Raw genomic sequence first — 23,123 nt, 5'->3', positions numbered from 1 at the left:
CGCGTCCGGCGCGTGCAGGCGCCCCCGGGCGCCCGCACCGGGTCACCCGCCCGAGTCCGCGCCCGGCAGCCAGTCGACGTGGCCGACCAGGTACACCGAGCCGATGAAGGCGACGATGTCGATGAGGGAGTGGGCGGCGACCAGGGGCATCACGCGGCCGTAGCGGCGGTAGAACCAGCAGAACACCAGGCCCATGACGAGGTTGCCGAAGAACATGCCCACCCCTTGGTAGAGGTGGTAGACGGCGCGCAGCAGCGAGCCGACCAGGATCGCGCGCAGCGGCGACCACCCCAGCTGCTCCAGGCGCAGCAGCAGGTAGCCCACGACGATGACCTCTTCCAGCACGCCGTTCTTGACGGCCTGCAGGAGCAGCACCGGTATCGCCCACCAGTGGTCGTTGAGGGAGCTGGGCGCGACGGTCACCGACAGGCCCAACTGGTAGGAGACCAGGTAGACCACCAGCCCTCCGGCGCCGATGAGCGCGGCCAGCGCGGCGCCGCCGAGCAGGTCGCGGCCGGGGCGGGTGAGGTCGAAGCCGATCGTGCGCGCCGACTCCCGGCTGCGGTGCAGCAGGTAGACGACCAGGGCCACCGGAGCCATCGCGAACACCAGTGAGGCGATCTGGCGCGAGAGGTCCAGCCACGGCCGCTCGGCGGCCGCCTGCGACCCGATCAGGCTGGCGGTCTGCTCCGACAGCGACTCCGGCGCCGTCAGCGAGCCGACGAAGGAGATCACCGCCGCCGCGGCGGAGGCGAACAGCGACAGCGCCAGTACGACCAGGATCTCCCCGGCCAGCATCCGCGGTGTCAGCGGGGCGGCCGCGGGGAGCGAACCGGCGGCCCCGGTCCGCGGGGGCGGCGCCGCGCCATCGTCGTCGCCGGGCCGCCGGTCGTGCTCGTCGGAGGTGGGCTCGGGCATGGCCCCGATGATCGCACGGCGGGGTGCACACGCCCGCACCCAGGCCGCGGCGCAGGCCCGCGCATCCGAACGGAAGCACGCACACACGAGAACGGCCGGTCCCGGAGCGTGCGCGAGGCGCCGGGACCGGCCGGAGAGAAGCCGCCGGCCCCGCGGGTGACACGGTTCCGCGGGGCCGGCGGAGGCGACGGCGGCCCGCCGCGCCCCAGCCACGAAAGCGGGGCGGGCCGTCCGTCGGGGGACGAGGAGCCAGTATCAGTGAGCCGCTGAGAACTGGTCCTCTTCAGTGGAGCCGGAGAGAGCGGTCGTGGAGCCGTCGGGCGTGATCGCCGTGCTGACCAGGTCGAAGTAGCCGGTGCCGACCTCCCGCTGGTGGCGGGTGGCGGTGTAACCGCGCTCCTCGGCGGCGAACTCCGCCTCCTGCAGCTTGACGTAGGCGCTCATGCCGCTCTCGGCGTAGCCCTTGGCCAGGTCGAACATCGAGTTGTTCAGCGAGTGGAACCCGGCCAGGGTGATGAACTGGAACTTGTAGCCCATGTGAGCCAGTTCGCGCTGGAACTTGGCGATGGTGGCGTCGTCCAGGTGGCGGCGCCAGTTGAACGACGGCGAGCAGTTGTAGGCCAGCATCTGGTTGGGGTACTCGGCCCGGATGCGCTCGGCGAACTCGCGCGCCACCTCCAGGTCGGGCGTGGAGGTCTCCATCCACAGCAGGTCGGAGTAGGGCGCGTAGGCCAGCCCTCGGGCGACGCAGGCCTCCAGGCCGTTGCGGACCCGGTAGAAGCCCTCGGCGGTGCGCTCGCCGGTGATGAACGGAGCGTCCTGCTCGTCGACGTCGCTGGTGATCAGCGTCGCGGCCTGGGCGTCGGTGCGGGCGATGACCAGGGACGGGACGCCGGAGACGTCGGCGGCCAGGCGCGCGGCGTTGAGCGTGCGCACGTGCTGGCTGGTGGGGATGAGGACCTTGCCGCCCAGGTGGCCGCACTTCTTCTCGGAGGCGAGCTGGTCCTCCCAGTGCACGCCGGCCGCGCCCGCGGAGATCATGCCCTTCATCAGCTCGAAGGCGTTGAGGACGCCGCCGAAGCCGGCCTCGGCGTCGGCGACGATCGGCGCCATCCAGTGGGGCGCGTCCTCGTCGCCCTCGGACCAGGTGATCTCGTCGGCGCGCATGAGGGCGTTGTTGATGCGCCGCACGACCTGCGGCACCGAGTTGGCCGGGTAGAGGCTCTGGTCGGGGTAGGTCTCCCCGGCCTGGTTCGCGTCGGCGGCGACCTGCCAGCCGGAGAGGTAGATGGCCTTCAGGCCGGCGCGGACCTGCTGAACGGCCTGGTTGCCGGTGAGGGCGCCCAGCGTGTGGACGTACTCCTCGTTCTTCAGCAGCTCCCACAGCCGCTCCGCGCCGAGTCGGGCCAGCGTCTGCTCCTCGGTGACCGATCCGCGAAGCCGCACCACGTCCTCAGCGGAGTAGGTGCGCTGGACGTCGGCCCACCGCGGATTGGTCTCCCACTCGTGCCGGAGTGCCGCTGCAGCTTCCTGCTGACGACCGCTGATGCTCATGGTCTGTCACCGCCTTACGTGTTTCCCCTGGAAGTCGTGCCGGTCGGAGCGGGGCCTGACAGGCTCGGAAGCCTGTCGCGGCTATGTTCCCCGCCGGTAACTACGATTCTTCTGCAAAGTTCCAGGGTTTTTCGACCCCAATCGGGGTGAAGATCTGGAGATCTTTCCCTACCATGAACGCATGGCGTACTTCGGGACTGAAGAAATACCGTCTTTGCCAGGTGACCTGGATCTCGTCACCTTTGGTCAGAGACTGCGGCACCTGCGCCGCACACGCGGCTTTACCCTCTCCGACCTGGGCGAACGCGTCGGCCGCGCGCCCTCGCAGCTGTCGCTGCTGGAGAACGGCAAGCGCGAGCCCAAGCTCTCCCTGCTGACCGCGCTCTCCCAGACACTGGGCGTCTCGGTCGAGGAACTGCTCTCGCGCCAGCCCCCGAGCCGGCGCGCGCAGCTGGAGATCGCGGTGGAGGAGGCCCAGCGCGACCCCGTCTACCAGTCGCTGAACCTGCCCCACCTCAAGGTCGGCAAGCGCGTGCCCAACGACGTGCTCGAGCACATCGTCGGCCTCTACGACGAGCTCAAGCGGCGCAGCGTCAAGCCCACCGCCACCCCCGAGGAGGCGCGGCGGGCCAACGCCGACCTGCGCCGGCAGATGCGCGAGCGCGGCAACTACTTCGAGCACATCGAGAAGGTCGCCCAGGAGACCCTGGACGCGGTGGGCTACAGCAGCGGCGCGCTCTCCCAGGGCCAGATCCTGTCGATGGTGACCCACCACGGCTTCACCCTGCGCTACGTGCAGGACCTGCCGCGCTCGGTGCGCTCGATCACCGACACCCGCAACCGGCGCCTCTACCTCAAGCGGGAGTCGCTGGGCATGCACAGCCCGCGCACGATCCTGCTGCAGACCCTGGGCAACTTCGTTCTCGGCCACGGCCAGCCGCGCGACTTCGCCGACTTCCTGCGCCAGCGGGTGGAGGCCAACTACTTCGCGGCCGCCGTGCTCATCCCCGAGTCCAGCGCGGTGCCCTACCTCCAGGAGGCCAAGAAGGCGCACGACCTGTCGGTGGAGGACCTGCGCGACGTGTTCTCGGTCTCCTACGAGATGGCGGCGCACCGGTTCACCAACCTGGCCAACCGCCACCTGGGCCTCGTCTGCCACTTCATCCGCAACGACGAGACCGGGATCATCTACAAGGCCTACGAGAACGACGGGCTGATCTTCCCCACCGACGACACCGGCGCGATCGAGGGCCAGCGGATGTGCCGCTACTGGTCGGGCCGCCAGGTCTTCGCCTCGCCCGACCGGTACTCGATCTACTACCAGTACACCGACAAGCCCAACGGCACCCACTTCTGCGTGGCCCACGTCGACCCCAGCCGCGAGAAGAACTTCGCCATCACGCTGGGCGTGCCCTACAAGGAGTCGCGCTGGTTCCGCGGGCGCGAGACCACCAACCGCACCCAGTCCGACTGCCCCACCGGCGAATGCTGTGTGCGCCCGCCGGCGGACCTGGCGGCGCGCTGGGAGGGCCAGGTCTGGCCGTCGGCGCGCGCCCACTCCCACGTGCTCTCGGCGCTGCCGTCGGGCACCTTCCCCGGAGTGGACGAGACCGACGTCTACACCTTCCTGGAGCACCACGCCGAGGAGTAGCCCCCGGCCGCGCCGATGTACGCCGCCGCGCCCCGGACCCGCCCTGCGGGTCCGGGGCCGCGTCGTGTCCGGGCGCGGTCGTGCCGCGGTGACCGCCGCGGCCCGGCACCCCGGGGCGCGCAGCCGGTGAAGGGCGGTGCGGGGGAGCGTGCTTTCCCGCCTTCGAACCCTCGTGTTACCGTTGGTAACACCTGCGGGGACGACCGCCGGTGCCGGGCCCCGATCCGACCAGCCGCTTCCCTCCCGCTGCGGCCCCGCGCGGCCCAGGCCGCCCGCCGAAGGACGAGTTAGGACGAGTGCAGATGAGCGAGACCGCCGACACCCCCGCCTCCGGGTTCAGCCTCGAACTCGACGAGGACATCCGCGACGTTCGCGACTGGGCGCACGGGTTCGCCCGCGACTTCATCCGCCCGGCCGCGGCCGAGTGGGACGAGCGCGAGGAGACGCCCTGGCCGATCCTGCAGGAGGCCTCCAAGATCGGGCTGTACTCGCTGGACTTCTTCGCCAACCAGTGGCTTGAGCCCAGCGGCGTGGGCATCCCCGTCGCCTTCGAGGAGCTCTACTGGGGCGACCCCGGGATCGCGCTGTCCATCACGGGCACCGCCCTGGCCGCGGTGGCCGTGGCCGGCAACGGCACCCAGGAGCAGCTCTTCGAGTGGACGCCGCAGATGTTCGGCAGTCCCGACGACATCAAGCTCGGCGCCTTCTGCTCCTCCGAGCCCGACGCCGGCAGCGACGTCAGCGCCATCCGCACCCGCGCGGTCTACGACGAGGCCAAGGACGAGTGGGTGCTCAACGGCACCAAGACCTGGGCCACCAACGGCGGCATCGCCGACGTCCACGTGGTCGTGGCCTCCGTCGAGCCCGAACTGGGCTCGCGCGGCCAGGCCACCTTCGTCGTCCCGCCCGGCACCCCCGGGCTCTCCCAGGGCCAGAAGTTCTCCAAGCACGGCATCCGCGCCTCCCACACCGCCGAGGTCGTCCTCGACGACGTGCGCGTGCCCGGCAGGTGCCTGCTGGGCGGCAAGGAGCGCCTCGACGAGCGGCTGGCCCGCGCCCGCGAGGGCCGCAAGTCCAAGGGCCAGGCCGCGATGAAGACCTTCGAGGCCTCGCGCCCCAGCGTCGGCGCCATGGCCGTCGGCTGCGCCCGCGCCGCCTACGAGTACGCCCGCGACTACGCCGTCCAGCGCGAGCAGTTCGGCAAGCCCCTGGCCGAGAACCAGTCCGTGGCCTTCACGCTGGCCGACATGGCCACCCGCATCGACGCCGCCCGGCTGCTGGTGTGGCGCGCCGCCTGGATGGCGCGCAACGACAAGGAGTTCGCCCAGGCCGAGGGTTCGATGAGCAAGCTCTACGCCAGCGAGACCGCCACCTGGGTCACCCAGAACGCCATCCGCATCCTCGGCGGCAACGGCTACACCCGCGAGTACCCCGTCGAGCGCTGGCACCGCGACGCCACCATCTTCACCATCTTCGAGGGCGCCAGCGAGATCCAGCGCCTGATCATCGGCCGCGCGGTCACCGGCCTGCCGGTGCGGTGACGTTTCGGCGGTCCCGACTGTGCGAAGCGAGCACGCAGCACCCGGACTACGGCGCCGCGCCCGTCCCGTCCCGTCCCGCGCCGGGACGGGCGCGGCGCCGCTTCGCGTTTCGGGGCGGCCGAGCACGGCCGCCGACCGGTCCCGCTCCGGGAGGGCCCCGTCCGGGGCCGTCAGCGCGAGCCGTGTGCGGGCCGGGTGCTCCGGCCTGGGCTGCGGAACAGCGCCGGGCGCTTCGGTCCCGTGCTCGCGGGACGGGGCGGGGTTACGGGCGATCGTGATCGCGGTCGCTGAAGGCGCACCGACCGGGGACGGCCGGTGCCGGCATCGGCGCGGAATGGCGCACCCGGGCGGTACCGCCGACGGGTGCCGTTCCGGGGCCCCGGTTGCGGTCATCCGCTTTCCGGACCTCTTACAGTGTGAGCGTGATCCCGGATTTTCCGCTGGTCGCGAGGGGGTATATCCGCAGGGTGGTTTTCTCCTCACGTTAGGTGACACGGAAATGGATGGCGCGACCCCCGAACTGTCCAGCGAGACGATCCGCCCCGACGACCCCCGGTATCCGGCCCTGAGCCGCGGCTTCAACCAGCGGTGGATCGCCAGGCCCGACTACGTGCGGATGGTGTATTCCTCCGACGACGCGGTGAAGGCGCTCCAGCGGGCGCTGGACGAGCGCAAGGACGAGTCCGGCCGCATCACGGTCCGCTCCGGCGGGCACTGCTACGAGGACTTCGTGTGCGGCGACGACGTCCGGGTGATCTTCGATACCAGCCCGATGCACGAGGTGTACTGGGACGGCGACGTCGAGGCCTACTGCGTGGAGGCCGGGGCCACCAACTGGCACGTCTACAGCCACCTCTATCCCACCGCGGGGGTGACCCTGCCCGGCGGTTCCTGCTACTCGGTCGGGATCGGCGGGCACGTGCCCGGCGGCGGGTTCGGCCTGCTGTCTCGGCAGCACGGGCTCACCGTGGACTACCTCTACGGCGTCGAGGTCGTGGTGGCCGACCGCGACCGGATGGCCCGGCGCATCCGGGCGACCGCCGACGACAAGGACGAGGACCACCGCAAGCTGCTGTGGGCCCACACCGGGGGAGGCGGCGGAAACTTCGGGATCCTCACCAAGCTGTGGTTCCGCGATCTGCCCCACCCTCCCACGTTCGTGCGGCTGTGCGGCCGCGCCTGGAAGTGGGCGGACTTCAACCAGACCGAGTTCCGCAAGCTGCTCAAGGCCTACGGCGAGTACTTTCGGGACAACCAGGACCCCGCGACGCACAGCGGTCGGCTCTTCGCTCTGCTCAAGCTCAACCACCGCAGCAACGGCGAGATCCTGCTCACCGCCCAGGTCGACTGCGAGAGCCCCGACCACAACGACCCCGGAAAGCTCGCCATGGACGAGTTCCTGAGGGCGGTCGACGGTGCGATCACGCCCGAGTCGAAGGAGCAGAAGAGCGGCACCGGCGACCACCCGGCCGTCAAGGGGGCGAAAGCGCCGCGGGTCATGCCCTGGCTCACCGCGACTCAGGCGCTGAACTCGTCGGGTGAGAACAGCCGCGGAAAGTACAAGTCGGCCTGCATCCGCAAGCCCTTCAACGACGAGCAGATCGACGCGATGTGGGCCTGCCTGGGCAACGGCGGCGACTACGACGAGTACCACAACCCCCGTGCGGTGATCCAGATCGACAGCTACGGCGGCCGGATCAACCAGGTCGCGCCCGCGGCCACCGCCGTCGCGCAGCGCGACTCGATCCTGAAGATGCAGTACCAGGTGTACTGGACCACGGGTGATCCCGAAGAGTCCACCCACATCAGGTGGATCCGCGACACCTACGCCGCGACCTTCGCCGAGACGAACGGGGTGCCCGAGATCGGCGGCGACGACGCCGTAACCGACGGCTGTTACATCAACTATCCTGATGCCGATCTCGCCGACGACGACTGGAACTACTCCGAACAGACGTGGGCGCAGCTGTACTACAAGGACGCCTATCCCGGGTTGCGCAAGGTCAAGACGCGCTGGGACCCGCACAACGTGTTCCGGCACCGCCAGTCGATCGAGCCCCTGCCCGACGACGCGACCTGATCCCGCAGCAGCCGAACGCGCGCCGGGCCGGCCGCACCACCGCGGTCGGCCCGCTCGGGCGGTCCATCCGGTACGAAGCGCATACCCGGGTGCCCATGTCCTGCCGACGCGTGCAGGGCCGGTGGGCGGGGCGGTGTTCCCGTGTTTCACCGGTCGCTCCCGGATGGGCGCCGGAGGGCGTGCCGACGCTCGACGGGTGTGTATGCCGAGCGATGCGGGGTGAGCGAGGCGGGGCCGGGCTCCGGCCCTACGTGCCGCCGCTCAGCCCGAGCGCGTCGAGGTCGAGGCGTTCCGCTCGGCGGGCGAGCAGGTACAGGGGGACCCCCTCGCGCTGCCGCTTGCGTACCAGCGTGAATCCCTGCCGTTCGTAGTAGCGCGCGAGATCGGGGGAGAAGCAGCCGAGCCTGACCCAGGCTCGGCCGTGCCGTGCCGTATGGTCGACCGCCCACGCTGTGATGAGCGTTCCGGGCCTGTGCCGGCGGTAGGCGGGGTCGGTCACCGTCGTGAACAGGTACAGGGAGGGGGCGGCCGTCTCCTCCGGTGTCCAGTCCCCAGGCGGCGCCTGGGGCAGGACCGTGGTGCACCCGGCGATGCGCCCGCCGGCTTGGAGAACCCACATGGCGCCGCTCGCGGCCTGCCCGGCCAGATCCCCGACGTTCTCCCGCCACGACGGGAGGCCGCGTTCCTCCATCCAGTCGCAGCGCGCGTGGATCATCGCCGCGACGGCGTCGGGGTCGCCGCCGGTGGCGGGGCGCATGGTGAACACAGGGCCGTCCTCTCGGTGGCCGAGAGCCGCTGGGGCCCTCGTGTGCAGTGCCGGCGCGTTCGCGGAGTTCCGCTCCGCCCCGCCCGGCGCTACGGATCCTCGGCGGGGGCGGAGCGGCGGGGCAGGCGCATGGTCAGCAGCCGCGCCCGCGGGGCCAGCCGGCCGGCGAGCCCGAAGACCGCCTCGGTGCGGCTGCTGTCCTCATCCAGCACGGAGAAGAGGTTGACGCCGAGGTAGTAGGTGATGGCGCCGTGGGCGACCTCACGCGCGGGCAGCAGCCGCCCGAGTGGGGAGCCGCCGACGACGCGCTCCCAGTGCTCCTCGACGAACGCGATCCAGGGGTCGGCGCGTGTGTTGATCTCCGCGCGCAGTTCCGGCTTGGTGACCGCGGCGGCCGCCAGCTCGGAGAACTCGGCCATGTAGCCGTGCCGCAAGTCGGTGCGGTAGATCTCGATCGCCGCCTCGACCAGCTCCTCCAGGGTCGTGGCGCGGGCCGCCAGGGGCCTGTACATCGCCATCCGGTCCGCGGAGGAGCGGTCCAGGGCGGCGAAGAGGAGCTGGTCGACCCCGCCGAAGTGGTAGAAGACGAGCGCCGAGTTCACCCCGGCGGCCCCCGCGATGGTGCGCGCCGATGCGCCCGCGTAGCCCTCGTCCCTCAGCACCCGGCCGGCCGCGGCGACCAGCCGTTCGCGGGTCTCTTCGCTGGATCGGCGTGTGTGCGCCCCGCCTCGTGCCACGGTCCTCCTCGTTCGCGTCCGTCCGACGTCCGGTTCCGGTCGGCCCTTCCCCCACCGGGCTCCTTCAGCATACGGTTTAATCACTCGATTAAAACGAGCGATGAATAGACGAGCCGAAGGAGGCGGGATGACCGGAGACGCCGACCCCGACGGACCACCCCCGGAGCCGCCTGAGGAGCAGCGGCCCGGCCCGTGGACGACCGAGCGTGCCCGGTTGCTGCTCGGGGGCCCGCTGCTCGCGCAACCCCATGCAGCTCTCCGTCGTGGTCGGCTACCTCGGCTGCGCCGCGCTGTTCGCCGACGCGCGGCTGCTGCTGGGCTCGGTCGCCGCGGCCGCCTACGCGGCGGGGCTGGCCGCGTGGCACGAAGGCGAGCAGCTCCGCCGCGCGCACGGCACGCGCTGGCTCGCCTACCGCTCGGCCGTGCGCGCATGGCTTCCCCGGTCCCACCCCTGGCCGGGCCGCACGCCGGCCACGCTGTACCTCGCCCAGAGCTGCTCCATGTGCGCGGGACTGGGCGGGTGGCTCGCCGCCCGCGAGCCGGTGGCGCTGCGCCTGCTGCCCGCCGAGACGCACCCCGGTCGGCCGCGCCGGCCCACCTACGAGAGCGCCGCGGGGGTGCGCGCGAGCGGCGTGGCCGCTCTGGCCCGGGCCATGGAGCACATCCACCTGGGCTGGGCGCTGTGCGGCTGGGTGATCGGCCTTCCGGGGGTGGCCGGCTTCGCCCAGCTCGCGGCGGACGCCTTCGGCGCGGGTCCGAGGAGCCTGCCGGAGCCCGCCGGGCCTGTGATCCGCGATCGTGAGAATCGGTAGTGGAGCGCCCGGCCACGTCATACGATGTGGGCGTTTCACCCCCCGCGAACGCTAAGAAGGCGGCGTCGATGAGCGCGACAGACGGAACGACCGACCCCGGATCCGACGGCACATTCCCGCCCGACCTCGATATGAGCCAGCCCACCATCGCCCGGGTATACGACGCCATCCTCGGCGGCAAGGACAACTTCCAGGTCGACCGCGACGCCGCCGTCGTGTGGGCCGAGCAGGTGCCCAACGTGCGCGGCGCCGCACTGGACAACCGCGCCGGGCTGATCCGCGGCGTGCAGTACCTCGCCCGCCGGGGCATCGACCAGTTCCTCGACATCGGCAGCGGCCTGCCCACCGAGAAGAACACCCACGAGGTCGCCCAGGAGATCAACCCCGAGGCGCGGGTGGTCTACGTCGACAACGACCCCATCGTGCTCGCGCACGGCCGCGCGCTGCTGGCCGAGAACGACTCGACCACCGTGGTCACCGCGGACTTCTTCCGGCCCCAGGAGATCCTGAACCACCCCGACGTGGCGGAGATGCTCGACTTCGACCGCCCGATCGCCCTGATGATCGTCGGGCTGTTCATGCACTTCAGCGACGCCGACGACCCCCGAGGCAAGGTCGCCGAGCTGATGGATGCCATGCCGGGGGGCAGCTACCTGTTCATCACCGACTTCGCCGACACCGGCGAGGAAGTCCAGAGGGCCATCGAGCGCGCGGGGCTGGAGACACTGGGCAACGGCTGGGTCCGGACCCCCGCGGAGATCCGCCGGCACTTCGTCGGCTACCCGCTCGTCGAGCCGGGCCTGCGTTTCCACTCGCGCTGGTACCCCGAGGACCCCGACCGCCCGGTGCCCGAGGTCGAGGAGCTGGAACCCCACCAGCGCATCATGATGGGCGGCATCGCCCGCAAGGACTGACGGCGCGAGCACGCGGGGCGCGCCGTGGACCGTTGGGGAGGCGCGCCGCCCGACCCGGCGGGCCGCGGGGAGCCGCCGGTCGCCGCTCGTGCGGGCGGGCGGGGCCCCGCCCTGGGCCTGCGCAGCGGGCGGCCGGACGCTAACGTCTGACGGGTGGCTTCCCAACCCGCACCGCAGACCGCCGCTTCAGGCCGCGGCCGCAGCCCCGCGCGCCGCCGCGCCATCCTCGACGCCGCCGACAGCGTCATCCAGCGCGACGGACCCGACGCCTCGATGTCGGCCATCGCCGCCGAGGCGGGTATCAGCAAGCCGATCCTCTACCGCCATTTCGGCGACAAGAGCGGCCTGTACCGCGCTCTGGCCCAGCGCCACGTCGACCCCCTGATGGAACGCGTCCGCGGGGAGTTGCACGCCGGGTCCTCGCTGCGCGTGCGCACCCGCGCGACCGTGGGCGCCTACCTGGGCATGATCCGCGGCAACCTGAACCTGTACCGGTTCCTCATGGACCGCGCCACCTCCGAGGACCCGCGTACCCGCGGCGACCTGGGCATGATGGTGCGCCGCCTCGGCGAGGAGCTGGCCGGGGTGCTGCGCGACGACCTGCGCGTCGCCGACCCCGTGCGGGCCCAGATCACCGCCCACGCGGTGGTGGGCATGGTCCAGGCGGCGGGGGAGTGGTGGCTGGAGCATCCCGAGGTCGCTGCGGAGACGGTCATCGACGACCTGACCTCGGCCGTCGTCGGCGCGATCACCGGTCCCCGGCCGGCGCAGGAACCCGGGGCGGAGAAAAGCGTTTGACCCGAAGGACGTGCCGGGCGCCAGAATCGGGGCCGACCGGCCGCACCCGCGCCGGTCGGCCCCGGGCGCGCCGCGGACCCCCCGGGGCATCGACGACCCGTACCGCCCCACTCGGGCGTGGAACGAGGACCCCCATGCGCACACGCATCATCGGAACCGGAGCGGCCCGGCGCGAGGTCAGCTCGATCTGCCTGGGCGCCCTGCCGTTCGGAACCAGTGTCGGCGAGGACGACGCCTACGCCATCCTGGACCGCTTCGTCGAGGCCGGCGGCACCTTCATCGACACCGCCGACGCCTACTCCTTCTGGGTGGACGGCGGACGCGGCGGCGAGAGCGAGGAGGTGCTGGGCCGCTGGCTGGCTGCCCGGGACGCCGACGTGGTGGTCGCCAGCAAGCTCGGCGCCCGGCCCACCGAGGCCGGAGCGGGGCTGGAGGCCGCCGAAGGGCTGTCGGTGCGAGCCGTGCGCGAAGCCGCTTCCGGCATTCTGGAACGGCTGGGCCGCAGCCGCGTCGACCTGCTCTACACCCACCTGGAGGACCGGTCGGTGCCGCTGGAGGAGACGATGTCGGCCCTGGCCGACCTGGTCGAGGAGGGCGCGGTCGGCCTCCTGGGCGCCAGCAACCACGCCGCCTGGCGGCTGGAGCGCGCCCGCGCGGCGGCCGCCGCCGGCGGCCGCGCCGGATACGAGGTCCTGCAGTACCGCTACAGCTACCTGCAGCCCCGCTTCGACGTTCCCCTGCCGGAGAGCGGGCACGTGCACGCCGGCCCCGAGCTGCTGGACTTCGCCAAGTCCAACGGGCACACGATGCTGGCCTACTCGCCGCTGCTCTCGGGCGCCTACACCCGGCCCGACAAGGCGCTGCCGGCGGCCTACGACCATCCCGGCACCGCGCGCCGGCTGGCGGCGCTCGACGAGGTCGCAGAGGAGACCGGGGCCACCCGCAACCAGGTGGTGGTGGCCTGGCTGCAAGGGCTGGACCAGCCCGTCATCCCGCTGGTCGGGGCCAGCTCGGTGGCCCAGCTGGACGAGGTGCTGGAGGCCGACGACCTGAAGCTGACCGAGGACCAGCGCGCCCGCCTGGACGCGGCCCGCTGAGGTCGCGCGCCGGCGCAGTGCGCGGTCGGAAGAACGACGCCTTCTATGCCTTGACAGAAATATTCCTATAGGTGCATATTTGGTGCCATGGAAAGAGTGTTCGAGGTCCTGGCCGAGCCCAACCGGCGTCGGATCCTCGACGTGCTGCGCCGGGGCGAGCAGCCGGTCGGCGAGCTCGTCGACCGGCTGGGCGTCAGCCAGCCCGCGGTCTCCAAGCATCTGCGTACCCTGCGCGAGGCCGGCCTGGTCGAGTCGCGGTCCCAGGCCCAGCGCCGCCTCTACCGGCTGCGCACCGAGCCGCTGCGCGATTTGGACGCGTGGCTGGAGCCGTACCGGATGCTGTGGGAGTCCCGCCTCGACGACCTCGAACGCCATCTCTCCGCCATGGACGACGATCACCGGAACGAGGAGTCCGCTCGATCGCCCGACGGCGACTGAGGCGGGCGCACAGGGGGGTGCCGACGTGCACGCAAGCGACGACGCGCGAGACCCGCAAGCGGCGGGCGGAGCGAGCGGACAGCAGGAAGCGGACGAGGCCTACGGCAGGCTCGCGCCGACCGGGGACCGCTGGACGGTCCGCCTGGTGCGCCGCCTGCCGCATCCGCCGGAGAAGGTGTGGCGAGCCGTCACCGAGCCCGAGCACCTGGCCGCCTGGTTCCCCAGCAGCATCGAGGGTCCGCGCGAGGCGGGCGCCGAGCTGCGGTTCTACTTCGAGGGCGTGGACGAGCCGATGCACGGGCGGATGATCGCCTACGACCCGCCCCGGCTGCTGGAGTTCGACTGGGAGGGCGACGTCCTGCGCATCGAGCTGCGCCCCGACGGCGAAGGCACCGAACTCGTCTTCACCGACACCTTCGACGAGCTGGGCAAGGCCGCCCGCGACACCACCGGCTGGCACGTCTGCCTGGACGCCCTGGTCGCCCACCTGGAGGGCGAACCGCCGCAGATCGCCGGCCGGTTCCGGGAGCTGATGGACGCCTACATCGCCAGGTTCGGGCCCGAAGCCGGCACCATCGGCCCACCGGAGGGCGCCCTGCCGGAGTAGGGCCGGTGGGCGCGGGTGCGGCGCCGGGACGAGCTGCCGGGCGTCGGCGGCGGAGGCGGTGCCGAGGGTGGGCGCGCGGTGCCGCGTCGCCGCGCACCTGCACGGCACCGGTGACCGGCGCCGGGATCCCGTCCGCCGGCTCACCCGTCTAGGGTGTTGTGCGTGAGCAACGGCAAAGCGCCCACCAGCCACGACGTCGCCCGACTGGCCGGGGTTTCGCAGTCCACCGTCTCGCTGGTGTTCCGCGGGGCCGCCAGCGGGCGGGTCGGCGAGCGCACACAGCGGGCCGTGCTCGACGCCGCGCGCCGGCTCGGGTTCAGGCCCAACGCCGACGCCCGGCGACTGCGCGTGGGCGGACCGCGCATGGTGCTCATCGCCGTCCCCGACATCGTGAACCCCTTTTTCGCGCGGGTGTTCACCGGCGCGCGCGCCGCGGCCCGCGAGGCCGGGTACCAGGTGGTGCTCTCCGTCCAGCGCGACCTCGACTCGGTCGCCGCCGACGTGGCGGGCCAGCAGATCGACGCCGTGCTCGCGTGCTCCCTGCAGGACGGCGGCCGACCGCTGGAGGAGCCCGTCCCCGCCGTCGTGCTCGACGCCGAACCGCCGCAGGGGCAGGGCTCGGTCCGGTTCGACATCGCACCGGCCCTGACCGAGCTGGTCGACCTGCTGTACCGGCTCGGCCACCGCTCCATCGCCCATCTGAGATCCGAGGTGCGCACCGCCACCTTCCGCGAGCGGACCGAAGCGGTCGACGCGGCGTGCGCACAGCGCGGCATGCGCCGTGTGCACGCGGCCTCGGCCCTGGACCTCGACGGCGCGCGCGAGGCGGCGGGCGCGCTGCTGTCCTCGGCCGACTCCGGCGGCCGGCCCTCGTTCACCGCGGTGGTCTGCGACGACGACGTCCTGTCGGTCGGCGTCTACAAGGCCGCCCAGGCGCGCGGGCTGTCGGTTCCCCACGACCTGTCGGTCACCGGAATCGACAACGTCGACCTGGCCACCGCCGTCACGCCGGAGCTGACCACCGTCGACCTTCCCGGCGAGGAACTGGGCGCGACGGGCATGCGCCGGCTCATCGCCCGGCTGGAGCCGCGCGGCGGGGCGCCGGCGGAGGCGGCACCGGACCCGGGCCGACAGGACGGCGAATCCGCGGACGGCGCCGGCGGTGCCGACAGCGGGGTGGGCGTGCGGCTTCCCGCACGGCTGGTCATCCGCGGCTCTACGGCTCCGCCGGCCGATCCGGCGCCGCGCCGCTGACCTCGGCGGCCTCCGCCGCACCCCCGGTCGCCGCATCGCTGCTGACGCGCAGCGACAGCAGCGCCGCGGCCACCGTCACCGCGCCCGTCACGGCGAAGACGCCCAGCGCCCCCGCTGCGTCGGCGGCCACACCGGCGATCGCGGTACCCAGCGCGCTGCCGCACATGAACACCGAGATCAGCCAGGAGAACGCCTCGGTCGTCGTGCCCTGCGGCGCCAGTCGGCCCAGCAGCAGGAACGTGCAGGCCAGAGCGGGTGCCAGGAACAGGCCGGACAGTGCCGCCAGCGCAGTCATCAGCGCGAGACCGGGCAAGAGCAGCAGCGGCAGGTAGCACAGCGCCATCCCCGCCAGCAGCACGCGGAAGCGCCGCGCCGGGGGCAGCGGGACCCGGACGGTACCGTAGGTCAGGCCGCCGACGAGCGCGCCGAAGCCGTTGGCGCTGAGCAGGATCCCGGAGACGTCGCGCCCGGCGGTCTCCTCGGAATAGGCGACGGCGCCCACGGCGAGTGCGCCCAGCGCCGCCCCGACGAACACGAAGCACACCAGCACGCGGCGCACCTGCGGTTCCATCAGCGGCCCCAGCCAGTTCGCCTTGCGCGGGACCGGCTGCCACCGGCGCACCGGCCGCAGGGCGGCGAAGACCGCGGCGCCGACCACGGTGATCAGCGCGGTGGCGACCACGGCGTGCATCGGCAGGAACAGCGCCACCACCGCGCTCACCAGCAGGGGAGCGGCGACGAAGATGAGTTCCTGCAGTGCGGCGTCCAGCGAATAGGCGGTCTCGCGCTCCTTGTCTCCGGTCACGAGCGTGGGCCACACCGACCGCAGGCACGACTCCAGCGGCGGGGTCAGGGCCCCCGCGACCGCCGTCAGCGGCAGCGTCGCCGCCAGCGGCGCCCCCGGAGCGAGCGCCAGCGCCATGAAGGCGCCGGCCGAGGCCGCGCCGCTTGTGACGAGCACAAGCGGCTGGCCGTAGAAGTCGACGATCCTGCCCAGCACGGGCCCGCCCACCGCGGTACCGACGCCGTAGACCGCGATCAGCATGCCGACGACGCCGAAGTCCACGCCCTCGTGCCGGAACAGCAGCGTGAGCGCGAGGACCGCCATGCCGTTGGGCAGCCGGCCCGCGATGTTGGTCGCCAGAGCCGCGAAGACATGCGGCTTGCGGAGCAGGGCGAGATACGGCTGCAGCACGTGCGGTCCTTCGGTTGCAGGCGGGCGGCGGAGGGGCGCGGAAGTACTACGTAGTACTACCGTAGGCAGGTTGGCACACCCGTCGTGCGACCGGCAAGCGCGGGGGCGGGGTTCGATACCTCAGGAGCGGCGGGGATGCAGCGGGACCGGCCGGAGCGCCCCGTCACCACGGAAGCGGCCCCGCTCGGGCGGGGAGCGGCGGGGCGGCCGCGCGGGCGGCAGCTGCGGAGATGCGGCCGAGCCGGGTATTCCGAGGGGGCACCGGCTCCGGAGCGCCATGGTCGGGACGGGGGACGTGCGGTCGTGCGGCCGGTGAACGGACGGCCGGCCGGGGCAGGGGCGGGCAGACGGCGCGGGAGCGACCACGGTCGGCATGGGAGCGGCGGTACCGCCCCGACCGCTGCACGGTCACCGGCCCGCCGCCGTCCGCACCTGCTCAGGCGCTTCCAGCACCGCGGATCCGGGAGGCGATCCAGGCCCCGGTGCGCTCCAGCACCTTCCCGCCCGTCGGATCGTCTTCGTCGATGGTCAGGAGGTGGAAGACGTGCGGCATCGCGTCGTAGACGTCCACCTCCACGGTGCTTCCCGCAGCGTCGGCCGACTCGGCGAAGCGGAGGGTGTCGTCGCGCAGCGCCTCGGCACCTCCCACCGCCATGAGCAGGGGCGGCAGGCCTTCGAGCGACCCGTGGAGGGGCGACTGCGGCGCCTCGTCCGCCCGCGCGCCGCCCAGGTACCGGCCGATGAGGTCGGTGAGCATGGCGCGCTCGACGGCGTCGTGGGGCGGGTCCGCGTCGACGGAAGGGCTGGAGACGGTCATGTCGGTCATCGCGGAGAACGTCACCGCGCCCGCGGGCAGGGGCGTGTCCGAGTCCCGGATCGCGAGCAGGGCCGACAGTACGAGCGCGGCGCCGGACGACTCTCCGAGCAGGACGATTCGCTCGGCGGGCACGCCCTGGTCGAGTGCGGTGCGGTAGACGGTCAGCACGTCCTCCAGCGGCGCCGGGTACGGATGGTCGGGCGCCAGCCGGTAGTGCACGGACAGCACCGGACGTCCGACGGCCCGGCTGAAGCGGTGGGCGACGAGGTTGATCACCTTCGGCGTGCGATGCTCGAACCCGCCGCCGTGGACATAGATCACCACCCCTTCCGCAGCGGGTGCCGCCCCGGCTGCTGAGACCCGGACAGCGGGCAGGTCGGCCGCCTCGGGCAGCGCCGGCCCCAATTCGGCGTCGCCGGGCAGTGCGGGAGGAGCATCCAGCCTCGCCAACTGCGACGTGTACGCGGCGACGGCCGTGTCGGGGTCCGGTTCTGCGGTGATGTGGTTGACGTCCATGCTCCGGGTCTATCGGCCGCCGAAGGGTTCCGCAACGCGCTTCGCGGCCGTCCCGATTCCACCGCCTGATCGGCCTTCGCAGCCAACACGGCCGACCGGCTGCGGCTCGCGCAGCCCGGCACCGCGCTCACCGCAGCGGGACGGCGGCGGGGGCCGGGCTTCGCGAAGGTCGGCCCTGTCGGCGCGGGGTTGGACCAGACGAGGGCGGCGGAAGTCGAGGGTCGGGTGCCCGGCCCTCGTCGGCAGGGCGGGTATCCGTCGAGCCCGGCCCTCCGATGCGCCCGAACCGTCCGCGGCACCCGCCCCCGACCCCCGCCGCCCCGGGCCTCCGGCCCTACGCGTGTTCGCGCTCCTTTTCGGCTTCCGGTCTTGCGTCCTCTGCGCGCAGGCGCGCGAGCATGTCCGGCAGCGGGCCCTCGTGGACCACTGTCAGGCGGCGGGTGGCGCGGGTGATCGCTACGTAGAGGTCGCGGCCTCCCGAGGCCGAGGCGGCGAGGATGCAGGCGGGGTCGACGATGACGACCGCGTCGAACTCCAGGCCCTTGCTCTGGGTGGGGGTGAGCACGGCGACGGGGGAGTCCAGCGCCGACGGGTCCGCCCCCGCGGCGGCGTCCGGGAGGGTGGCGGCCACCTCGGCGTGGCGGGTCGCGGGGGTGATGACGGCCAGGCGGCCCTCGCCGATCGCCGCCAGATCGGCGGACACCAGCTCCGGCAGGCGCTCCGCCAGACCGCCGCCCGCCTTCTCCGGCTCCGGGGCGGCTTCGCCGACCGCGCCGCCACCGCCGACCCGCACCGCCCGCGGGGCGTCGCCGCCCTCGCGTACCGATTCGGGGACCTCCAGCTCGGGGGCGATCCGGGCGAGCACGTCGGCCGCCACGGCCATGATCTCGGCCGGGGTCCGGTAGTTCACCAGCAGGCGCTCCTCGTGCAGCCGACCGCCGACGTAGCGCCCCAGCGCCTCCTCCCAGGAGCGTGCTCCCGCCGCGCTGCCGGTCTGGGCGAGGTCGCCCACCACCGTCAGCGACTTCGCCGGCACCCGCCGCATGACGGTGCGCCAGGCCATCTCCGAGAGCTCTTGGGCCTCGTCCACGATGACGTGGCCGTAGGCCCAGGTGCGGTCGGCGGCGGCGCGATCGGCCGTGGTCAGCGCCGAGGTCTCCTCCTGCCGGTCGGTGAGCTCGGCGGCCGAGTCGACCATCATCCCGGTTTCGTAGGTCCCGATGTATTCGAGCACGTCCTGGGCCTTGCGCTCGGCCTCCTGCCGCTGCTGCCGGGCCTCGCGCTCGCGCGCCCGCTCCTCGCTGTCGGCTCCGAGCAGTTCGGCGGCCTCGTCCAGCAGGGGGACGTCTCCCATCGTCCAGGGCGCGTCGGCCGGGCGCAGCAGCAGCCGCCGTTCGTCTTCGGTCAGCCCCTGGCCCGCCGACAGCTGCTCGGCGCCCGCGGCCGCCGAGGCGAGCCGGTCCGGATCGCTCAGCAGATCGCCGACGACCTGTCGCGGCGTGAGCGGGGGCCACAGCCCGTCCACGGCCGCGCGCACAGCGGGGTCGGCCCACAGCTGCTCGCGCGCATACTCGGTGTCCTCCTCGCTACGCAGCCGCGTGTCGGGGTCCTCCAGTTCGGAGAGCCCGGCCTGGTCCGCCTGGCCGGCCTCCTCCAGCAGGGCCTCGGCGTCGCGAAGCGACTTCTCCAGCCATTCGTCCTGCGCGCGGGCCAGCTCCCACAGCATCTCGTTGACGAACAGCTTGCGGGCCTGGTTGTGCGCCAAGCCGAGTTCGCGGGCGCGGTCGCGCAGGTGCCGGCACATGTCGTGGGACACGCGCAGTTCGCTCCCCTCGACCTCGACCACCAGGTCCTCCTCGGGTACGCGCTGGCGGTCGGCCACCGCCGCCTCCAGGACTGCGGCCATGCGCAGCGATCCCTTGACCGCCGTCGTTGCGGGGGCGTCCTCGTCGGCGGTCGCGACCCCCGGGTAGAGCTGCCCGACGGTCTGGACGACGACGTCGGTCTCGCCGAGGGAGGGCAGCACCCGCCCGATGTAGCGCAGGAACGTCGGGTTGGGGCCCACCACGAGCACGCCGCGGCGCTCCAGGGTCCGCCTGTGGGTGTAGAGCAGGTAGGCGGCGCGGTGCAGCGCCGCGACGGTCTTGCCGGTGCCCGGGCCGCCCTGGACCACCAGAGCGCCGGGAAGGCCGGCGCGGATTACGCGGTCCTGCTCCGCCTGGATGGTGGCGACGATGTCGCCCATCCGCCCGGTGCGGCCCTGGTTCAGCGCGGCCAGCAGCGCCGCCTCGCCGACCAGGCCGCGGCGGTCGTCCTCGGTGAGTCCGTCGAGGTCGAACACCTCGTCGTCGATGTCGACGACGGTGCGGTCGCGCAGGTGCAGGTGGCGGCGGCGCACCAGGCCGTCGGGGAAGGTGGGGGAGGCCGTGTAGAAGGGGCGCGCGGCCGGCGCGCGCCAGTCGATCAGGATCGGCTCGTGGTCTTCGTCGCGCAGGCCGATGCGGCCGATGTAGAGGGTCTCGGACGCCGAGCCGTCGCCGTCGAGGTCGATGCGGCCGAAGCACAGGCCGTTCTCCACCGCGTTGAGCCGGGTCATGTGCCGGGCGGTCTCCTCAGCCTGGGCCTCCCGCTCCGTCCGGGCGGCGTAGCCTCCTCCCCCGCCGCGCCCCAACGCCGCCGACAGCGTCTCGGAGGTGCGTCCGCGCAGCACGTCGAGGCGCGCGTAGAGCCGGTCGACGTAGCCCTGCTCGGCGCGGATGGCCGCCGCGCGTCCGTCCTCCCGCTCGCCGCCCCGACCGCTGTGTTGAACTTCGTCCATGCTGGTGGTATCCTTGAGTAGCGATATGTGCGCTTTGGCAGACCTGGATAGCTCTCCAGCGTACCACGGCGGCGTTCACACGCGCCGGTTTCCGCGCGCCGACGACTCCGGCCGCCCCGCCTGTTCCCCTCCCGCGCCGCGGACGCCATGCGTTATGCTCGGCACCATGCGAATCGCGTCCGCTCGGCAACTGTGGTGGCGCCGCTCCTAGGCGGCGCCTGCAGGTACGCGATTCCCCAGCTCAGCCCAGCGGCCGCCCGTACCGGCGGCCGCTTTCGCCGTTTCCGGCCCCGGTTCGGCGCGGATCCCCGTGCAACCGCCCAGCCCAGCGCAAAGGACCGGCCGTGACCACACCGACAGGCACACCCGAATCCCCGGGCAGCGAGCCCTCGGACTCCCGCAGCTTCACCTACCGCACCGGCGGCGGCGTCACCGTCGAACGCACCGCCGCGCCCTGCGACCCGGAAACCCTCACCGCCCTGGTGGCCTCCGTCGAGCACCGCCGCGGCGGCGTGCTGTCGTCGGGCATGGAGTACCCCGGCCGCTACAGCCGCTGGCACATGGGCTACGTCGACCCCTGCCTGGAGATCGCCGCGCGCGGCCGCCGGGTGACCGCCACCGCGCTCAACGACCGCGGCCGGGTGCTGCTGCCGCTGCTGGCCGGAGCCTTCGCCGAACACGGCGACGCCGACCACCGCGCCGGGGAGTCCGTGGAGGTCGCCGTTGCCGAACCCGCGCCCGGGGAGTTCTTCACCGAGGAGCAGCGCAGCCGCCGCCCCAGCGTCTTCTCGGTCCTGCGGTCGGCGGTGGCGCTGTTCTCCGCCCCCGACGACCGGCACCTGGGGCTCTACGGCGCCTTCGGCTACGACCTCGCCTTCCAGTTCGAGCCCGTCGAACCCGTCCTGGAGCGCAACCCCGAGGACCGCGACCTGGTACTGCACCTGCCCGACGCCGTCATCGTCCACGACCGCAAGCGCGAGACCTGCCTGCGCTACACCTATGAGTTCACCGCGCCCGAGGTCCCCGGCGACCACGGCGCCGCCGGAGGCACGGCCGCCCGCACGACCCGCGGCCTTCAGCGCACCACCGAGCCCACCCCGGCCGTGCGCACCGCCGAGGTCCCGCCGCCGCCCGAGCCCGGCAGCTACGCCCGCATCGTCGCCGAGGCCAAGAAGCGCTTCGTGCGCGGCGACCTGTTCGAGGTCGTGCCCGGCCACCGCACCTACGGCGCCTGCGACTCCCCGGCCCGCTTCTACGAGCACCTGCGCACCCGCAACCCCGCGCCCTACGAGTTCTTCTTCAACCTCGGCGACGGCGAGTACCTCGTCGGCGCCTCCCCGGAGATGTTCGTTCGCGTCAGCGGCAGCCCGGGAGAGGGCCAGCGGATCGAGACCTGCCCCATCTCCGGCACCATCCGCCGCGGCGACGACGCCCTCGGCGACGCCGAGAACATCCGCTCCCTGCTCACCTCCGCCAAGGAGGAGTCGGAGCTGACCATGTGCACCGACGTGGACCGCAACGACAAGTCGCGGGTGTGCGAACCCGGCAGCGTCCGCGTCATCGGCCGCCGCCAGATCGAGATGTACAGCAGGCTGATCCACACCGTGGACCACATCGAAGGACGGCTGCGTCCCGAGTTCGACGCCTTGGACGCCTTCCTCACCCACATGTGGGCGGTCACCGTCACCGGCGCGCCCAAGACCTGGGCCATGCGCTTCATCGAGCAGCACGAGTCCACGCCGCGCCGCTGGTACGGCGGAGCCGTCGGCGCCATCGGCTTCGACGGGTCCATGAACACCGGCTTGACGCTGCGCACCGCCCACATCCGCGACGGCGTCGCCACCGTGCGGGTGGGCGCCACCCTGCTGCACGACTCCGACCCCGACGCCGAGGAGCGCGAGACCTTCCTCAAGGCCCGCGCCCTGCTGGAGACCCTCGCCCTCGACGAGGCCGCCGACGCCCGGCCCGCCGAACCGGCTGCGCGGCCGCGACCGGCCACCGAGCCCGCCGGCGCCGGGATGCGGGTGCTGCTGGTCGACTACGAGGACTCCTTCGTCCACACCCTCGCCGACTACGTGCGCCGCCACGGAGCCGACGTCACCACGCTCCGCCACGGCTTCGACCCCGCGCTGCTGGACACCCTCGCCCCCGACCTGGTCGTGCTCTCGCCCGGGCCCGGCCTGCCCGCCGACTTCGGCGCCTCGGCGCTGCTGGACGAACTCGACGCCCGGCGCCTGCCCGTCTTCGGCGTCTGCCTGGGGCTGCAGGCGATGGTCGAGCACGCCGGCGGCGAACTGCTCACCCTCGACGAGCCCGTACACGGCAAGCCCGGGCGGGTGCGCATCAGCGGCGGCGACCTGCTGGCGGACATCGGCCAGGACGGCGGGTTCACCGCCGCGCGCTACCACTCCACCTACACCACGCCCGAGCGGGTCAAGGGCTTCACCGTCACCGCCGCCGTGCAGGACGAGGGCGCCGCGCCCGTGGTCATGGCCGTCGAGGATCCCGCCGCCCGCAAGTGGGCGGTGCAGTTCCACCCGGAGTCGATCCTCACCGCCGGTGTGGGCGAGCGCATCGTCGAACGGGTCCTGCGCATGGCGCGGTGATCCG

The 23,123-nt window shown here is 72.8% G+C and carries 18 protein-coding genes; 11 read left to right on the top strand and 7 right to left on the bottom strand.

Features of this window, described 5'->3' with window-relative positions; all coding sequences use genetic code 11:
- Positions 1-42: 42 nt before the first annotated feature.
- Positions 43-918 (bottom strand): CPBP family intramembrane glutamic endopeptidase, encoded by an 876-nt coding sequence (locus LP52_RS10780; RefSeq protein ID WP_040272896.1) that lies wholly within the window; start codon positions 916-918, stop codon positions 43-45.
- A 255-nt stretch (positions 919-1,173) separates the two neighbouring features.
- Complete coding sequence (gene aceA, locus LP52_RS10775) at positions 1,174-2,472, bottom strand: isocitrate lyase (protein ID WP_040272895.1); 1,299 nt, start codon at positions 2,470-2,472, stop codon at positions 1,174-1,176.
- Positions 2,473-2,686: 214 nt separating this feature from the next.
- Between aceA and LP52_RS10770 the strand changes: the two genes are divergently transcribed.
- From LP52_RS10770 to LP52_RS10760, 3 genes are all read left to right on the top strand, one after another.
- Positions 2,687-4,123: a helix-turn-helix transcriptional regulator gene (locus tag LP52_RS10770; RefSeq protein ID WP_040272893.1), complete on the top strand. Its 1,437-nt coding sequence runs from the start codon at positions 2,687-2,689 to the stop codon at positions 4,121-4,123.
- Between the two features lie 302 nt (positions 4,124-4,425).
- Positions 4,426-5,664 carry an acyl-CoA dehydrogenase family protein gene (locus tag LP52_RS10765; protein WP_040272891.1) on the top strand — a complete coding sequence of 413 codons (1,239 nt, stop codon included), beginning with the start codon at positions 4,426-4,428 and terminating at the stop codon, positions 5,662-5,664.
- 499 nt (positions 5,665-6,163) lie between these two features.
- The gene (locus LP52_RS10760; RefSeq protein ID WP_040272889.1) at positions 6,164-7,744 is read left to right on the top strand and encodes an FAD-dependent oxidoreductase; all 1,581 of its coding nucleotides are present in this window, start codon (positions 6,164-6,166) and stop codon (positions 7,742-7,744) included.
- A 247-nt stretch (positions 7,745-7,991) separates the two neighbouring features.
- On the opposite strand, the gene LP52_RS10755 is transcribed toward LP52_RS10760, so the two are convergent.
- Positions 7,992-8,510: a GNAT family N-acetyltransferase gene (locus tag LP52_RS10755; RefSeq protein WP_040272888.1), complete on the bottom strand. Its 519-nt coding sequence runs from the start codon at positions 8,508-8,510 to the stop codon at positions 7,992-7,994.
- Between the two features lie 89 nt (positions 8,511-8,599).
- Positions 8,600-9,247, bottom strand: coding sequence for a TetR/AcrR family transcriptional regulator (locus tag LP52_RS10750; RefSeq protein ID WP_040272886.1), 648 nt, complete (start codon positions 9,245-9,247; stop codon positions 8,600-8,602).
- 248 nt (positions 9,248-9,495) lie between these two features.
- Between LP52_RS10750 and LP52_RS10745 the strand changes: the two genes are divergently transcribed.
- The 7 genes from LP52_RS10745 to LP52_RS10715 all read left to right on the top strand — a co-directional run bounded on the left by LP52_RS10745 (position 9,496) and on the right by LP52_RS10715 (position 15,167).
- A complete protein-coding gene (locus LP52_RS10745) occupies positions 9,496-10,059 on the top strand; it encodes a hypothetical protein (protein ID WP_052809703.1) in 564 nt (187 codons plus the stop codon).
- Positions 10,060-10,127: 68 nt separating this feature from the next.
- Complete coding sequence (locus LP52_RS10740; RefSeq protein ID WP_040272884.1) at positions 10,128-10,973, top strand: SAM-dependent methyltransferase; 846 nt, start codon at positions 10,128-10,130, stop codon at positions 10,971-10,973.
- A gap of 153 nt (positions 10,974-11,126) precedes the next feature.
- On the top strand, positions 11,127-11,771 hold the full coding sequence (locus tag LP52_RS10735) for a TetR/AcrR family transcriptional regulator (protein WP_052809702.1): 645 nt from the start codon (positions 11,127-11,129) through the stop codon (positions 11,769-11,771).
- 134 nt (positions 11,772-11,905) lie between these two features.
- Positions 11,906-12,868: an aldo/keto reductase gene (locus tag LP52_RS10730; RefSeq protein WP_040272883.1), complete on the top strand. Its 963-nt coding sequence runs from the start codon at positions 11,906-11,908 to the stop codon at positions 12,866-12,868.
- Between the two features lie 87 nt (positions 12,869-12,955).
- Positions 12,956-13,306: an ArsR/SmtB family transcription factor gene (locus tag LP52_RS10725; protein ID WP_040272881.1), complete on the top strand. Its 351-nt coding sequence runs from the start codon at positions 12,956-12,958 to the stop codon at positions 13,304-13,306.
- A 25-nt stretch (positions 13,307-13,331) separates the two neighbouring features.
- Entirely contained in the window at positions 13,332-13,913 is a 582-nt protein-coding gene (locus LP52_RS10720) for an SRPBCC family protein (protein ID WP_052809701.1), read from the top strand.
- A 162-nt stretch (positions 13,914-14,075) separates the two neighbouring features.
- A complete protein-coding gene (locus LP52_RS10715; RefSeq protein ID WP_052809700.1) occupies positions 14,076-15,167 on the top strand; it encodes a LacI family DNA-binding transcriptional regulator in 1,092 nt (363 codons plus the stop codon).
- On the opposite strand, the gene LP52_RS10710 is transcribed toward LP52_RS10715, so the two are convergent.
- From LP52_RS10710 to LP52_RS10700, 3 genes are all read right to left on the bottom strand, one after another.
- Positions 15,130-16,362 (bottom strand): MFS transporter, encoded by a 1,233-nt coding sequence (locus LP52_RS10710; protein ID WP_040272878.1) that lies wholly within the window; start codon positions 16,360-16,362, stop codon positions 15,130-15,132. The genes LP52_RS10715 and LP52_RS10710 overlap by 38 nt on opposite strands.
- 436 nt (positions 16,363-16,798) lie before the next feature.
- On the bottom strand, positions 16,799-17,695 hold the full coding sequence (locus LP52_RS10705) for an alpha/beta hydrolase fold domain-containing protein (protein WP_157036298.1): 897 nt from the start codon (positions 17,693-17,695) through the stop codon (positions 16,799-16,801).
- Positions 17,696-18,029: 334 nt separating this feature from the next.
- The gene (locus LP52_RS10700) at positions 18,030-20,513 is read right to left on the bottom strand and encodes a HelD family protein (protein WP_052809699.1); all 2,484 of its coding nucleotides are present in this window, start codon (positions 20,511-20,513) and stop codon (positions 18,030-18,032) included.
- 344 nt (positions 20,514-20,857) lie between these two features.
- Here LP52_RS10700 and LP52_RS10695 point away from each other — a divergent pair, with 344 nt between their 5' ends.
- The gene (locus LP52_RS10695; RefSeq protein WP_052809698.1) at positions 20,858-23,119 is read left to right on the top strand and encodes an anthranilate synthase component I; all 2,262 of its coding nucleotides are present in this window, start codon (positions 20,858-20,860) and stop codon (positions 23,117-23,119) included.
- Positions 23,120-23,123 lie beyond the last annotated feature (4 nt).

The sequence above is a fragment of the Streptomonospora alba genome, assembly GCF_000826685.1.
Taxonomy (GTDB): domain Bacteria; phylum Actinomycetota; class Actinomycetes; order Streptosporangiales; family Streptosporangiaceae; genus Streptomonospora; species Streptomonospora alba.
The sequence above is the reverse complement of the archived record's forward strand: the minus strand, read 5'-3'. Positions and strand labels throughout refer to the sequence as shown.

Excerpts from the sequence above, each read along its gene's own strand:
- LP52_RS10765 (WP_040272891.1), top strand. The coding sequence starts at position 4,426 with ATGAGCGAGACCGCCGACACCCCCGCCTCCGGGTTCAGCCTCGAACTC.
- LP52_RS10700 (WP_052809699.1), bottom strand. The coding sequence starts at position 20,513 with ATGGACGAAGTTCAACACAGCGGTCGGGGCGGCGAGCGGGAGGACGGA.
- LP52_RS10780 (WP_040272896.1), bottom strand. The coding sequence starts at position 918 with ATGCCCGAGCCCACCTCCGACGAGCACGACCGGCGGCCCGGCGACGAC.
- aceA (WP_040272895.1), bottom strand. The coding sequence starts at position 2,472 with ATGAGCATCAGCGGTCGTCAGCAGGAAGCTGCAGCGGCACTCCGGCAC.
- LP52_RS10745 (WP_052809703.1), top strand. The coding sequence starts at position 9,496 with ATGCAGCTCTCCGTCGTGGTCGGCTACCTCGGCTGCGCCGCGCTGTTC.
- LP52_RS10705 (WP_157036298.1), bottom strand. The coding sequence starts at position 17,695 with ATGGACGTCAACCACATCACCGCAGAACCGGACCCCGACACGGCCGTC.
- LP52_RS10760 (WP_040272889.1), top strand. The coding sequence starts at position 6,164 with ATGGATGGCGCGACCCCCGAACTGTCCAGCGAGACGATCCGCCCCGAC.
- LP52_RS10725 (WP_040272881.1), top strand. The coding sequence starts at position 12,956 with ATGGAAAGAGTGTTCGAGGTCCTGGCCGAGCCCAACCGGCGTCGGATC.
- LP52_RS10730 (WP_040272883.1), top strand. The coding sequence starts at position 11,906 with ATGCGCACACGCATCATCGGAACCGGAGCGGCCCGGCGCGAGGTCAGC.
- LP52_RS10740 (WP_040272884.1), top strand. The coding sequence starts at position 10,128 with ATGAGCGCGACAGACGGAACGACCGACCCCGGATCCGACGGCACATTC.